This window comes from Nocardia sp. NBC_00403, from assembly GCF_036046055.1.
Taxonomy (GTDB): Bacteria; Actinomycetota; Actinomycetes; order Mycobacteriales; family Mycobacteriaceae; genus Nocardia.
In genome coordinates this window covers 1,569,152-1,583,522 of the sequence record NZ_CP107939.1, presented here as the reverse complement: position 1 = coordinate 1,583,522, position 14,371 = coordinate 1,569,152, and the positions used below count along the sequence as shown (strand labels likewise).

Here is a 14,371-nt window from a genome sequence, read left to right as displayed (position 1 = left end):
CGCGTGCCGGGTGATGCGGACGGCACGCGCGCTCGGGCTGAAGACGGTCGCGGTCTACTCGGATGCCGACGTGGGCGCTCCCCACGTCGAAATCGCTGACGTGGCAATACATCTGGGACCGAGCGCCGCCGCCGAGTCGTATCTGCGCGCCGATCGGGTGATCGAGGCCGCCCTGTCGGCAGGCGCAGGCGCGGTGCACCCGGGCTACGGATTCCTTTCGGAAAACGCCGATTTCGCCGGTGACGTAGCGGCCGCGGGCATTGCGTTCATCGGTCCGACACCCGAGCAACTGCGCATCTTCGGTGACAAGCACACCGCACGCGAGGCCGCCCGGTCGGTGGGAGTGCCGCTCATCCCGGGCAGCGGCCTGCTCGATTCGGCCGATCACGCCGTTGCCGAGGCCGAGCGGATCGGCTACCCGGTCATGCTCAAGGCGGTCGGTGGTGGCGGCGGCATCGGCATGCAGGCCTGCAGCACCCCCGACGAGGTGCGCGCGGCGTTTCAGCGGGTGCAGCGACTTGCCGCGACGAACTTCTCCTCGACCGGAGTGTTCCTCGAACGCTTCGTCGCGCGGGCCAGGCATGTCGAGGTGCAGTTGTTCGGCGATGGCTACGGTCGGGTCGTCAGCCTCGGCACCCGCGACTGCTCGCTGCAGCGGCGCAATCAGAAGGTGATCGAAGAAGCTCCCGCTCCCGGTCTCGGTGCGGAACTGTCGGAGCAATTGCTTGCGGCCTCGCGTGAGCTGGCGCGGTCGGTGGGGTATCGCTCGGCGGGCACCGTCGAGTTCGTCTACGACACCGACCGTGGCGCGGCGTCGTTCCTGGAGATGAATACACGTCTGCAGGTGGAGCATCCGGTCACCGAGGCGGTCACCGGCATCGACCTGGTGGAGTGGATGCTGCGCTTAGCCGGTGGTGACACCTCGATGGTGGACGAGCTGCCCGAGAGCGGCCCCGTCATCGAGGGTTGGGCCGTGGAAGCACGGGTCTACGCCGAGGACCCCGGACACGACTACCGGCCGAGCGCCGGGCTGATCACCGCCGCCACGTTCCCGGCGCAGACCTGGGTGGGCGGCACGGACAACGATCCGAAGTCGAAAACCGTCGACGAAGCCACCCGATCGAGACGCAAACCAAGCACCAGCACCCGGATCGACACGTGGATAGACACCGGTACCGAGGTCAGCCCTTACTACGACCCGCTGCTTGCGAAGGTGATCGCGGCCGGGCTCACCCGTGCGGCGGCCTTCGCGGAATTGGCCGACGCGCTGGCCGCAACCCGCATCTACGGGGTGCAGACCAATCTCCCGCAGCTGCGCGCGGCCGGCGCCGATGCCAGAGTGCTGAGCGCGCAGCACGTCACGACAACGCTGGCCGACATCCGCCCACATGGCCGTCGCATCGATGTCCTGCGCGCCGGGACCATGACGACCATCCAGGACTACCCGGGCCGAATCGGCCTGTGGCAGGTGGGAATTCCCCCCTCCGGCCCGATGGACGACCTGTCGTTCACCCAGGCCAACGCCGCCGTCGGGAATCCGGTGGGCGCGCCCGCGCTGGAATGCACCCTGCAGGGCCCACAACTGCGCTTCTGCGAACCCAGCGTCGTGTGTGTCACCGGCGCCCAGGTCGAGATCACCGTCGACGGACGGCCTGCGGACATGTGGCGGCCGATTTCCGTTGCGGCGGGCTCGATTCTGGATGTCGGCGCACCGACCGAAACCGGACTGCGCACCTACCTCGCGGTGCGTGGCGGCATCGATGCGCCGCTCTATCACGGCAGTGCGGCCACCTTCACCCTCGGCGGCTTCGGCGGCGTCACCGGGAAAGCCGTTGTCGCAGGCGATGTTCTCGGTGTGCTGCCGCCGCGGACCGACCTCGCCGAACCGCGCGAGGTCCCGATCGAGGAACGACCGGAGTTCACGCACGTCTGGCACCTGGCCGTCGGCGAGGGCCCACAGACCTCCCCCGCCTATTTCACCGACACGGACATGGCCCAGTTCTACGCGCATCCGTGGAAGGTCGGCAGCCACGCGAATCGCACGGGCATCCGGCTCGAAGGACCCAAGCCGGCCTGGTCGCGCACCGATGGCGGCGACGCCGGGCTGCATCCGTCCAATCTGCACGACAACCCGTACAGCGTCGGCACACTGAATGTCTCGGGCGACACTCCGATCCTGCTCGGCCCGGACGGCCCGAGCCTCGGTGGATTCGCCTGCCCGCTGACGGTGGTCTCTGCGCATCGCTGGAAGCTGGGCCAGTTGCGCCCGGGCGACACCATTCGATTCGTGCCCGTCGGCGACGCGGCGGCCGCTGCGCTTCGGCCGTCGGAATCCGGCTCCAACATCGCACGCGCGCGCGACACCATCGCGAATCCTCGTGCCGGACTGCATGATCGCGGGATACTCGGTGCGCTCGACGCGGACGCCGATCGACCGCGAGTTGCCTATCTCCGCGGCGGCGATGACAACATCCTGGTCGAATACGGCGACATGGTCCTCGATCTCGGTCTGCGCATGCGGGTACACGCCCTCGCCGAGGCGCTGGCGGGCTCCGGACTACCCGGCATCATCGATGTCACGCCGGGCGTCCGTTCGCTGCACATGCACTTCGATCCCGATGTGCTGCCGCAGCATCGGCTGCTCGGCACGCTGATCGACCTCGAGCGTGAACTGCCCGCCACCCACGAACTCGTCGTGCCGAGCCGCACGATCCGGCTCCCGCTGTCGTTCGACGACCCGTCCATCGCCGCGGCGATCGACCGCTACCGCAGCGGTGTTCGCGACACCGCGCCCTGGCTGCCCTCGAATACCGAATTCATTCGCCGCATCAACGGACTCGACAGCGTCGAGGACGTCCGCTCGGCGGTCTTCGACGCGGAATATCTCGTGCTCGGTCTCGGTGATGTGTATCTCGGTGCGCCGCTTGCCGTTCCGCTCGACCCGCGGCACCGCCTCGTCACCACCAAATACAATCCGGCGCGCACCTGGACCCCCTCGGATGCGGTCGGCATCGGCGGCAAGTACCTGTGCGTGTACGGCATGGCCTCCCCCGGTGGCTACCAGTTGATCGGCCGGACCGTGCCGATCTGGTCGAGCTACCGCCAGTCCGCGCCGTTCGAGGCGGGCACGCCCTGGTTGTTCCGGTTCTTCGACCGCATCGTGTGGGAAGAGGTGAACGCGGAGCAGCTGCTCGAATATCGCGCCGCCGCGCAGGCGGGCCGATTCGACGCCGAGGTGAGCGAGGGCACCTTCGCCCTCACCGATCATCTGCGCATGCTCGCCGACAATGCCGACGCCATCGCCGAGTTCGAGACCAGGCAGGCCATCGCCTTCGCAGCGGAGAAGAACGCCTGGCGGGCTGCCGGCGAGTTCGAACGCGGCTCGACGGTCGAAACCCCGATCGAACCCGCCGTCGACCCGCTGGCCGGACTGCCGCCGAACGCGACGGTGGTGACCGCACCGATGATCGGCAATGTCTGGCGGGTCGAGATCGAGGTCGGTCAGCGGCTGGCCGCGGGCGCGCCGGTCGCGATCCTCGAAGCCATGAAACTGGAACTACCGGTGCACAGCCCGGGCCCGGGCACGGTGCTGAAGGTATTGGCGACCCCCGGCGCCAAAGTGGAACCGGGCACCCCTCTAGCCGTGATCGGAGTCGACTGAATGACCGCAGGCGTCCTAGGCAACATCGCAGCGCAGCCGCAGCGTTCGCCCACCGAGCGAGTCGCCGCCGCCTATCGGCGCATCGCCGAGGTGGATCGACAAGAGGTATGGATCACGCTGCGCGAGGAAGGCGACGTCGCCGCCGACGCGGCCGCCGTCGAACAGCGGCTCGCCGAGGGTGCGGCGCTGCCGCTGGCCGGGATCTTGGTGGCGGTCAAGGACAACATCGATGTGGCCGGGCTGCCGACCACCGCGGCCTGCCCCGAATTCGCCTACCCCGCGACGGTCACCGCGGCGGCCGTGCAGCGGTTGGTCGCGGCGGGCGCGATCGTGCTCGGCAAGACCAACCTGGACCAGTTCGCCACTGGCCTCGTCGGCACCCGCAGCCCGTACGGCGCGGTACGCAATGCGCATCATCCGGAGCTGATCTCCGGCGGTTCGAGTTCGGGATCGGCGGTCGCGGTCGCGCTGGGAATCGCGGATATCGGCATAGGCACCGACACCGCGGGGTCCGGCCGGGTGCCCGCGGCACTGCACGGCATCGTCGGCATCAAGGCGACGCTCGGCATCATCCCGACCCACGGCGTCATCCCGGCGTGCGCCGACTACGACGCCGTCACGGTCTTCGCCACCGACCTCGATCGGGCCGTCGCCGCCGCGGCCTTGATGGCCGGCCCGGAGATCCGTGATCCACGCAGCCGGAGCTGGCCCGCGGACGTCCGTCTCGCCGCGCCGGACCAACTGCGCCTTGCCGTTCCACGCGCCGAGGATCTCGCGGCCCTGAGCGAGCCCTACCGCGAGGCTTTCGTCCGAACCGTCGTCGCTGTCACCGATTCCGGAATCGCCACGCAAGAAGTCGATATCTCGGCGCTGCTCGACGCGGCCCGACTGCTCTACGACGGCGCGATCGTCGCCGAACGCTATGCGGCGGTCGGCAAGTTCCTCGACACCGCGCCTGCGGGCGCGGATCCGACGGTGACGGCCATCATCGACGCCGCACGCGCGACGACCGGTCCCGGATTCGCGGACGATCTCGACACCCTTGCGCGGGTGCGAGTCACGGCGACCGCGCTGCTCGCCGACTTCCACGGGCTGCTGTTGCCGACGACCACCGAGCACCCGAGTATCGCCGCGGTCCAGGCGGACCCAGTGGGTATCAATCGGCGGATGGGCACCTACACCAACTTCTGCAACCTGCTGGACATGGCGGCGGTGGCCGCCCCCGGGCTGCCCACCGCGGCGGGCTTGCCATTCGGGGTGATGGTCGTCGTCCCTGCCTTCGCCGACCAGGTCGCGGTCGATATCGCCGCCCGCATCGTCGGCGCCGACCCGCCCCCCGCGCTGGTCGATCGGGGTACCGAACTCGCGGTGTTCGGTGCGCACCTGCGTGACCAACCGCTGCACTGGCAGTTGGCGGAGATCGGGGCCAGGTTCGCAGGCGAGATCACGACGACCGCCGCCTACCGGCTCACCGCGCTGGACACCACGCCGCCCAAGCCCGGACTTGTCCGGCACGGCGACGGTCTCGGTGCGCCGATCCTGGGCGAGCTGTTCCGGGTCTCGGAGGCCGGCCTCGGCCGCTTCCTTGCCGCGCTGCCCGCGCCGATGGCGCTGACCAGCATCGAATTGTCCGATGGGCGTTCGGTTATCGGTTTCGCCTGCACGTATGACGCCGCCGAGGCGGCGACGGATATCACCTCGTTCGGCGGCTGGCAGGCTTATCTCCAGCGCCAGAACTAGGCCGGCTCCGCACCGGCAGCGCCCGGGACACCCCCGGGCGCTGCCGGTTGCGGGACCAGTGCGGCAAGGGCGACAGCGAAGTCGTCACCGGTCGGCAGCGTGCCGTCCGGATTGCTGATCCACTGGATCGAAAGACCGTTCAGCAGCGTGTAATACAACCGGCCGACCGCATCGGCCTGTATCTGTGACAGCTCCGGGTACACCTTGCCGAGGATTGCCGCGATTTCACTGACGGCTTGCGCACCAGCCCTTTCCATGTAGCGTTGCCCATCCGACGATCGATGGACCCGGATGATGTTCTCCGCAGACGCGACAATGCCTTCCTTGTTGCGAAGGAAGATCGCGCCGATGCCTGCCCAAGTCGCGGCAAACGACTCGGCGAGCGAACGTCCCGCGCCCACCGTCCGGATCAGGTTTTCCAGTTCATCGTCGATGCCGTCGCCGATCGCCTCGGTGATCGCCTCGCTGATCAATTGGTCCTTCGATCCGAAGTGGTACCCGATCGCCGCCAGGCTCACCCCGGCGGAATCCGCGATGTCGCGAGCCGTGGTCGCCGCGAATCCGCGCTGGTAGAGGCAGGTGCGCGCCGCCGTGAGCAGCTCTTCTCTGTTTCCCATGCCTTCACTGTACGTCCGTCTTGCACATTTGTACTAGACAAATGTGCAAGACTCTGTTAAACATATGTCTAAGACATTCGAGTCAAAGCAAGGGATCAGAACATGAATGCCAACTCCGCCACCCCCACCGACCAGCCTCGCGTCCTCGTTTCCGGCGGCGGTATCGGCGGCAATGCCGTTGCTCTGCAGCTGCTCCGAGCCGGCATCCGGGCCACCGTGGTCGAGCGCGCCGACGCGCCCCGCCCCGGCGGTCAGGCCGTCGACCTGCGCGGGCCGAGCAGCGAGGTCGCGGAGCGGATGGGCCTGATGCCCGGCATCCGGAAGGTCCAGCTCGACGAGCGCGGCATCGTCATGGTGGACAGCGAAGGCAAGGAGCTGCTGCGCATGCCCGCCGAGATGTTCGACGGCAAGGGCGCCGTGGCCGAAATCGAACTCACCCGCGGTGACCTCAATCAAGTACTGCTCGACGCGCTCGCCGAAGCGGGCGGCGTCGACTACCGCTACGGCACATGGATCACCGACATCAGCCAGGACGACACCGGCGTCGATGTCACCTTCACCTCCGGCAGCACCGAACGCTTCGACATCGTGATCGGCGCGGACGGACTGCACTCCGCCACCCGGCGCCTGGTGTTCGGCCCGGAAGCGGAGTTCTCGACCTACCTCGGCGGGTACATGTCCTTCTTCACGCTGCCGACCCCCGCAGGCACCGAAGACAATTGGTTCACGATGAACTCACTGGTCGGCGCGACCAATGTCGGTCTCCGTCCCGATTACGACCCGACCACCTGCAAGGCGATCATCACGATGCGCACCGACGCCGATCCGGCACTGCGCCGCGATATCCCCGCACAGCAGCAGCTGATCCGCGAGCGGCTGGCAGGCGGCGGCACCATTGCGAACACGGTGAGCGATGCCATGGCCGAGGCGGGCGACTTCTACTTCGACGAGCTGGCGCGCATCGACATGCCGACCTACTCGAAGGGCCGCGTCGTACTGCTCGGCGACGCGGGCTACTGTGGCTCGCCACTCACCGGTCAGGGCACCGCGATGGCCCTGGTCGGCGCGTACGTGCTGGCCGGCGAAATCGTCGCGCACGCCGGTGATCCGCAGCAGGCGCTCACCCGCTACGAAGAGGTGCTGCGGCCGTTCGTCGCCAAGGCGCAGGAGCTGCCGCCGGGCGGCCTGAAGGCGATGACCCCGAAGACCCGCTTCGGGATTCGCGCGGGTCATATGGTCAGCAAGCTGATGACCGCCAAGATCATGAAGCCGCTGATGATGAAGATGCTCAGCGGGACCGACACCTACGACCTGCCCGACTACTCGACCCAGGCCGTCGGGTAATTGCCCGCCGTAGGAACCAACCATGACCGGCGCTCCACCACGGCGCCGGTCATGGTCATTCGATGACGGTCCGCTCGTCGAGCAGGAAGGGCAGCAGGAAGTTTCGCAGCATCGCTCGCTCCTCGTCCGCCCCCGCGCCGGGCAGCGTCAGCAAAGAAACGACCACCCGCACCACCCACTGCCCGAGCATCCGCGCCGCGGCCGCGGCCAATCGGGGACGATAGCCCGCGACGAATCCGGTGCCGATCGCATCGATCACGTGCGACGAATTCGACAGCTGGGCAACGATTCCGGAGTTGGCAGGCTCGAACCACACCGCGAGGTGCGGCGTCTTGCGCACCTCGGCGAGCACCGCGGCAACGCCGTCGAGCAGCTGCTCGGCACGGTCGGCGCTCGCATCGTCGGGCCGATCGCGCCACACCCGCTCGACCAATTGCCGCGCCTCGCGACCCGCGAAGGCCACATACAGCGCCTGACGGTTGTCGAAGTAGCGGTAGAGCGTCGCCCTGGAACACCCTGCAGCATCGGCGACTTCGGCCATACCGACCCCGCTGACACCCTTCTCCAAGAACAGCGTGCGCACCGCGTCGAGGATGCGTTCGGACGCCAGTTCGGCCCGGCCGTCGGCCAACCAGTCACCGTTCATGCCGTGCACCGGAACGGGATCATGGTCGGCCTGCGCACGTACGGGCCCGATGCATACTGGATCGCATCGATGTCGACGACGTAGTCGGGAAAGCGATCCAGCAACTCCGCCAAGGCAACTCGGGCCTGCATCCGCGCTGCCGCCGCACCGAGACAGTGATGCGGGCCGTGGCCGAAGGTCAGTATCCGCTGGGGATTCCGGTCGATGTCCAGTTCCTCGGCGTCGGCACCGTAGGCCCGGTCGTCACGGTTGGCCGCGCCGTAGACCAGCAGCACCTTGCGTCCCGCTGGCACCGTCGTGCCGTGCAATTCGACCTCTCGGGTCGTTGTCCGGGCCAGTCCCTGCACAGGCGAGGTCAGCCGGGCGAGTTCCTCGATCGCGATCTCGATGCGGTCCTTGTCGGCCACGAGCTCCGCGCGCTGCTCTGGGCGCTGCTGCAGCAATTGCACCGCGCCACCGAGCAATCCGGTTGTCGTGTCATTGCCGCCCGCAACCATCGTCCAAGTGTAGGCAAGGATCTGGACGAGGCCGCGCACATCGTCGTCGTCCGCGGCCAGGCCCGCCTGCACCAATAGCGACACGGTGTCGTCGCCCGGGTCGGTGCGACGCCGTTTGATCAGTTCGGCGAAGTAGCCGAGCATCTCGATCGAAGCCTGCTGCGCATGGGTGTTGCGCGCGTCGATACTCCCCGCAACCACCGCATCGGTCCATCCGTCGAAGCGCCCGCGATCCTCCGGCGGCACCCCGAGATAGTGCGCGACAACCATACTCGGCAGCGGCTTGAACAGTTGCTCGACGATGTCGCCCCCACCCTGCTCGGCCAGCTGATCCAGGCGTTGCCTGACGAAGCCACGCACCACCGGCTCGACGTCGACGACCTGCCGCGGCGTGAACCCACGCGCAACCAGTCGCCGAAATTCGGTGTGCACCGGCGGATCCTGCATCACCAGCGGCGGATTGTCGGTCAGCCCGATCTGCTCGAGCTCCCCGTACTCCACCGTCAGCCCTTCGCTGGAGGAGAACGTCTCCGTATCCCGCACTGCCGCATACACATCCGCGTGCCGAGTGAGCACCCAGTAGTCGTGCTCGGGCCGCCCCTCCGGCACCACATGATGCACCGGATCCTGCTCACGCAGCGCGGTATACATCCCCCACGGCGACTTCCACGTCGCACCCGACCGCAGTTCGAACCTCGGAGCATTACGATACTCTTGGAGCAACATGTAGTGAAGGTAAGACAGATTCAATATTTTGTCTACCGTGTCCCGGAGGTCCTGAATCTGGTGTTCCGCGTCAGAACGATTCCCATGTCCGATCGTCGAGGAGCCGATGCGCCAGCTCGACGAACGCGTCGGCGGTCGCCGGGTTGGCAATGTGCGCGTCGACATCCACATCGAGAATGACCTGTTCACGCCATTGCAGCACGGGCTCCACCGGTGTTGTGCCCAGCAGTGCGCTCGCGCCCAGCCGATTGCTCGAGGCGAGCCGTTCGAGCACCGCGTCTTGATCGGCCAACCATGCCGCCTGAGCAGGGTGGCTCATCATGCTCAGCGCGGCGACCGACGGGACTGCCGTTCGGACATACCGAACCGATTCGAGCAGACAACCCGCATCGTGCCCCCATTCCCGCCCGACCCGCAGCAACCCGTTCGGGCCGTGCATCAGCCCGGCCGCCGCCAGAATGGGCTGCCTACTCCAACGATGGAACACCAGCCAGCGCACGGTATGCGCTCGAAGTTGCGGCAGCGCAGTGGCTCTCAGCGCCAACTCCAATGCGGCCGAACGCCCGGCACTGAGGTCGACAACGACCACCTCGAATGTGCGCTCCAATTGCGACAGCAGATCCGCGCACCGATGCACCATGTCGTCGTTGACGGTCAGGAATTCGGCACCACCCTCGTCGCCGGGAAACAACACCAGCTCGGCCGAGCGAGAAGCCGAACTGCGCAAGGCAGCCCGGTCGGTCATCGCAGGGACATCGACTCCGGCGGGGAATCCGACACCGCCGAGCAGATACGAGTGCAGTCCGCCGGAAGTCGCGCCACGTGCGACGTCGTCGATCTCGAACAATGCTCCCGCCGTCGGCGAGCCGAACGTGAAGTCGAGATATGCGGAGTTCTTGCCGCTCAGGCACAGTCGGTAGGCGAGGTTGCAGCTGGTCACCGATCGGCCGGCGCCGCCCTTGTCGGAGGTCGAGAAGACGAGCATGCGCGCTTGCCTCTTTCCGCGTCCCGGCGGGCATACGCCAGCTCGTCGAGCCCGATCAGGGTAGCGTCGGCCAGACTGAACGCGGTGGCGGGACGGGTGTCGAGCAGTTGCCGTGGCCGAATACGCATCAGCCCCCCGTTCTCCATGCCGCGAACACCGACGTCTTCGAGTGTGCGCCAACCCCAGTGAGCAGAGCAGCTGATCGACGCACAATGTTCGGCGATCAGGTTCCGAAACGGACACCGGGGCAAGTAATTCCGTGACCGCCTGGCCGATCGGCGGCGCCAGGGTCGCAACGTCACAACTACACGCCGAGTTCGGTGAGCAACTTCTCGATGCGAGAGCCGATGTCGTCGCGGATAGGGCGGACCTGCTCGATGTCGAGACCGGCCGGGTCTTCGATGATCCAATCCTCGTAGCGGGGACCGGGCACGAGCGGGCAGGTGTCGCCGCAGCCCATGGTGACGATGACATCGGTGGCGCGAATGATTTCGTCGGTCCACGGCTTGGGGTATTCGTCGGCGATGTCGATGCCGATCTCGGCCATGGACTCGATCGCGGCCGGGTTGAGGGCGCCACTCGGGTCCGAGCCGCCGGACCAGGCGACGGCGCGGCCCTTGGCGAGGTGGGTGAAGTAGCCGAGGGCGATCTGGGAGCGGCCCGCGTTGTGCGTGCACAAGAACAGCACGGTCGGACGGGTTTGCGGGACTTTACCTTCCACCTTGGCCAGGGCCTGCAGACGCTGCCTGCCGAATCTTTCGGCGAGCAGTGGCAGGTAGATCGTCACCGTGGCGCGGGCGGCGAAACCCTCGTATGAGCCGTACAGGAAGCGGTGGATCGTCTCCTGATCGAACATGGTCGCGAACTCTTCGCGCAGCCGGAACTCGGCGTTGTCCAGGGCGGTCTGATGATCGAGCGACAAAAGACGGTACGGGGTCGGAGTGGCTGAGCTTTCGGTCGGGTCGGACGCTTCGGGCTGAGACACCTTTCCAGACTGTCAGCCCCTGATCAGGTCCGGCAAACGAACAGCCGGTGACACCGACCATGTTCGGTGGAAAAGCGGCCGGGCCGGTCACCCCTCGTGAACCGGCCCGACCCATACCTGGGTGGGATCGTCGGCGTGCATCGAATGGTTACCTTCGGCAGTGGCGGTTGCCGGTCAGCTCCTGGAAGAGCCATCCGAAAGTGTCTGCGCTCTAACGAAAGCCGGCCGGACCGGTCACCCCTCGTGGACCGGCCCGGCTGGCCTTTTCCCTGGGCGCGACCTGTCAACCCCTCGAAGACAGGTCGTGCCCGGTTCCCACCCCCCGGTGGTGGCTTGTTTCCCCTGGCGCTGCCTACTGGCAGTACTCGAAAGTGCCGAGGACGGTGCGGCCGTCCTTGATCTGGTAGCCGGTGGCGTAGAGATCTGTGCCGGCGACGGGGTTCTCCCCGTCCGGCGCCAGCCACTCGACCTGCTGGATGACCTTGTAGGCGTTCGGGTCGTTGCGAAGCACCTTCAGCTCCGCGCCGTCCATGTCGGCAGCCTTGGTGTCGGTGGCTTTGCCCTTCTCCCACTCGCTCGCGACGGCCAGGGTGCCCTTGGCCGCGTCGTAGACGACGGTGCGGTACCGGATCAACTGGTGTTCGCCGGGCCGGTAGCCTACCTGCGCGTAAACGATGGGGGCGGCGATCTCGATCTCGATTCGATCGCTCTTGTGGGTGCAGGTAGCCTGGCCGGTGAGCGCGGCGCCGGGGTGGCCGGTGGTGTCCGCGATCGCGGTGCCCGCGCCGAACACCAGGGCGCCTGCGGTGGTCGTGAGAGCGAGGGCGGTGGTCAGCTTGCCGATCATCGTCTGTCCTTGTCGGGTCCGGTGTTTGTTTTCCGGTGTGTTCCGGTGTTGACACAAACAATGCAGCCCGGAGCTTGGCACGCCCTTAAGAAGATCTTGTAGGCACAAGACCGCAGGTAGAGCCGTCGATATCAGCGGGAACCGGTCGAGTTACCACCATGTGAGCCCGAATCGGCGGATGATGGAGATGAGGGCGCCAAGGAGATTGGAGCGGCGATGGAAACCGTGGTCGTGTGGATACTGGCTACCCTGCTGTATTGGTGGGGCCTGCTGTAGTGCGGTGTAGCCGCAGCCTGTGACAAGCGATCGAAACCGCCCGCCCTTGACCGGAACGGTCAGGGGCGGAGCGGTTTACGGCGCGGCTGTCAGTCGATGGATTCGGCGAGCTCCGCGTCGGTGCCGTCGAGGTCCACAGCATCGGACTTGCGTTCACGCACCAGCGACAGCGCGGCGGCCGCGAGGACCGCAGGCCGCGTCGACGGATGCCGGTTCGAACCCTGGCCGCGATACCTCGCCGAACTGATCAGCCCGAGCTTCGGCGACCGGTTTCGCCGATGTGATCATCCGGAGCCCAGGTCTTCGCGGGCGCGCTCGGCGATCTCATCCACGGCGGTGTTCGTCGAGAATCTCTCGATCGCCGATATTCCCACGGTCGAGATTCGACGCCATTGGTCGTCGTCTGTAAACCGACCCCGGTATTGATCGAGATGGTCCCGGACGACCTCCAAGGACTCGGGGCCCACGGTGAGTGCCCGCAGTGTCTTATCCCAGCGGGCGAGGGCTGGGCCCATCTCGCTGCCCACGATACGGACTGCGGTTTCGGCACGTAGCAGGATTTGCATCGGTTCGAAGAGCTTGTTGAATTCCGATGACAGGTACACGAAATCCGGTGGATGGAACTGCAAGGCGGCGCGCAGCCGACCCAGCTGCCCTACGAGGCCACTGTAAGCAGCAACGAAATCCACGTAGACGGATTCGCGATTCGACCGGACGGCCTGCGCTGCCGCGAATCGCTGCTGCCGGTCCATGGCCGTGCTGCTCACGTGGATAGATGACCACGCCGACGCGCTGGCCGAGATCACAGCCGAGACAATCGCGGTGATCAGCGCGTACCGCCCGCTGCGCTTCGCGAGTTCCAGTTGGCGCTGGAGGGCTGCCAGGTCCGACGACGACACCTCCGGAGCCGGCGGTTCGGGCGGACCGACAGGCTCCTGGCTAGTGTTCGGCGATGAGGTGTCGTCGTCGGCAGCCACTGGGTCAAGCTACGTCGCACGGGTTGCTCGGGGAACCGGACTCGCTCGAAATCGACCGTTCCAATTTCGAACAGCAACCTTGGTTCCGGCCGCGAGGACGAGGGTGAGCTGTCGAGAATCAGCGCAGGGATTCGGTCGCGAGCTTGGTGGCGTCTGCGATTACCGCGTCATCTCCCGTGGCGTCCGCGGTGCCTTTGCGGGTGAGTACCGCGATGACGATCGGGGCTCGGCCGCCGTCGGGCCAGGTGATCGCCACGTCGTTCAGGCAGCCGTAGGCTCCGGTGCCGGTCTTGTCGCCGGTTGTCCAGTTGGCGGGGACACCGGCGCGAATTCGCTTGTTGCCGGTGGTATTTGCCTTCAACCAGGAGATCAATCGGTCACGCTCCGGGCTGCCGAGCGCGTCGCCGAGGACCAAGGCGCGATAGTCGGCGGCGAGCGCGGCGGGGGTGGTGGTGTCCTGTGGATCGCCGGGGACGGCGGAGTTGAGTTCGGGTTCCCAGCGGTCCAGCCTGCTCACCTGGTCGCCGAGTGTGCGCAGGAACGCTGTCACCTCCGCGGGGCCGCCGAGTTCGCGCAGCAGCAGGTTGGCGGCGGTGTTGTCGCTGCGGGTGATCGCCGCTTCGGACAGCTCGGCGACCGACATTCCGGTGGCTACTTTCGTGCTGGTGACGGGTGAGTTCGCGACGAGGTCGGCCTCGGCGAACTGGATGACGCGGTCGAAATATCCGGTGTCGAGCGGATGGGCCTTCAGCAATGCCGCCACGGCAAGGGTCTTGAACGTGGACAACAACGGGAAACGCTGGTTGGCGCTGTTCGATACGGTTTTGTCGGTGGCGGTGTCCACGGCGAACAAACCGATCTGGGATTCGTAGCGCATCTCCAGGTCCGCGATCCGTGCGGCGGCCCGCACCGGCGCGGCCGTGCTCGGAAGCTCTTGCGCCGCTTGCGAATCGGTGCCGCAGGCGGCGAGCAGTGGAAGCGCGAGCGCGGCGGCGATGACTACCCGATAGTTACGTGTCAGCCGAAACATGCCCTCACTGTGTCAGGCGGTCGGGTAGCCGAACAAACGG

The 14,371-nt window shown here is 66.9% G+C and carries 11 protein-coding genes; 3 read left to right on the top strand and 8 right to left on the bottom strand.

Annotation, left to right across the window (positions count from 1 at the left end):
- Positions 1–13: 13 nt before the first annotated feature.
- Entirely contained in the window at positions 14–3,661 is a 3,648-nt protein-coding gene (uca, locus tag OHQ90_RS06815) for an urea carboxylase (protein WP_328412634.1), read from the top strand.
- Positions 3,662–5,401 (top strand): allophanate hydrolase, encoded by a 1,740-nt coding sequence (atzF, locus tag OHQ90_RS06810; protein WP_328408348.1) that lies wholly within the window; start codon positions 3,662–3,664, stop codon positions 5,399–5,401.
- Here the strand turns inward: atzF and OHQ90_RS06805 are convergent.
- Positions 5,398–6,018, bottom strand: coding sequence for a TetR/AcrR family transcriptional regulator (locus OHQ90_RS06805; protein WP_328408346.1), 621 nt, complete (start codon positions 6,016–6,018; stop codon positions 5,398–5,400). The two genes, atzF and OHQ90_RS06805, sit on opposite strands and share 4 nt — an antisense overlap.
- Positions 6,019–6,120: 102 nt before the next feature.
- Here OHQ90_RS06805 and OHQ90_RS06800 point away from each other — a divergent pair, with 102 nt between their 5' ends.
- Entirely contained in the window at positions 6,121–7,362 is a 1,242-nt protein-coding gene (locus OHQ90_RS06800) for an FAD-dependent monooxygenase (RefSeq protein WP_328408343.1), read from the top strand.
- Between the two features lie 55 nt (positions 7,363–7,417).
- On the opposite strand, the gene OHQ90_RS06795 is transcribed toward OHQ90_RS06800, so the two are convergent.
- From OHQ90_RS06795 to bla, 7 genes are all read right to left on the bottom strand, one after another.
- Positions 7,418–8,008, bottom strand: a complete 591-nt coding sequence (locus OHQ90_RS06795; protein ID WP_328408341.1) for a TetR/AcrR family transcriptional regulator — start codon at positions 8,006–8,008, stop codon at positions 7,418–7,420.
- The gene (locus OHQ90_RS06790; protein ID WP_328408339.1) at positions 8,005–9,231 is read right to left on the bottom strand and encodes a cytochrome P450; all 1,227 of its coding nucleotides are present in this window, start codon (positions 9,229–9,231) and stop codon (positions 8,005–8,007) included. The genes OHQ90_RS06795 and OHQ90_RS06790 overlap by 4 nt, the downstream gene beginning before the upstream one ends.
- A 70-nt stretch (positions 9,232–9,301) precedes the next feature.
- Positions 9,302–10,216, bottom strand: coding sequence for an SCO2523 family variant P-loop protein (locus OHQ90_RS06785; RefSeq protein ID WP_328408337.1), 915 nt, complete (start codon positions 10,214–10,216; stop codon positions 9,302–9,304).
- A 304-nt stretch (positions 10,217–10,520) separates the two neighbouring features.
- Positions 10,521–11,201, bottom strand: a complete 681-nt coding sequence (locus OHQ90_RS06780; protein ID WP_442941336.1) for an arsenate reductase ArsC — start codon at positions 11,199–11,201, stop codon at positions 10,521–10,523.
- Positions 11,202–11,553: 352 nt separating this feature from the next.
- Complete coding sequence (locus tag OHQ90_RS06775; protein WP_328408335.1) at positions 11,554–12,048, bottom strand: hypothetical protein; 495 nt, start codon at positions 12,046–12,048, stop codon at positions 11,554–11,556.
- A 560-nt stretch (positions 12,049–12,608) separates the two neighbouring features.
- On the bottom strand, positions 12,609–13,301 hold the full coding sequence (locus OHQ90_RS06770) for a hypothetical protein (protein WP_328408333.1): 693 nt from the start codon (positions 13,299–13,301) through the stop codon (positions 12,609–12,611).
- A 118-nt stretch (positions 13,302–13,419) separates the two neighbouring features.
- Positions 13,420–14,322, bottom strand: coding sequence for a class A beta-lactamase (bla, locus tag OHQ90_RS06765; RefSeq protein WP_442941447.1), 903 nt, complete (start codon positions 14,320–14,322; stop codon positions 13,420–13,422).
- Between the last annotated feature and the right edge of the window lie 49 nt (positions 14,323–14,371).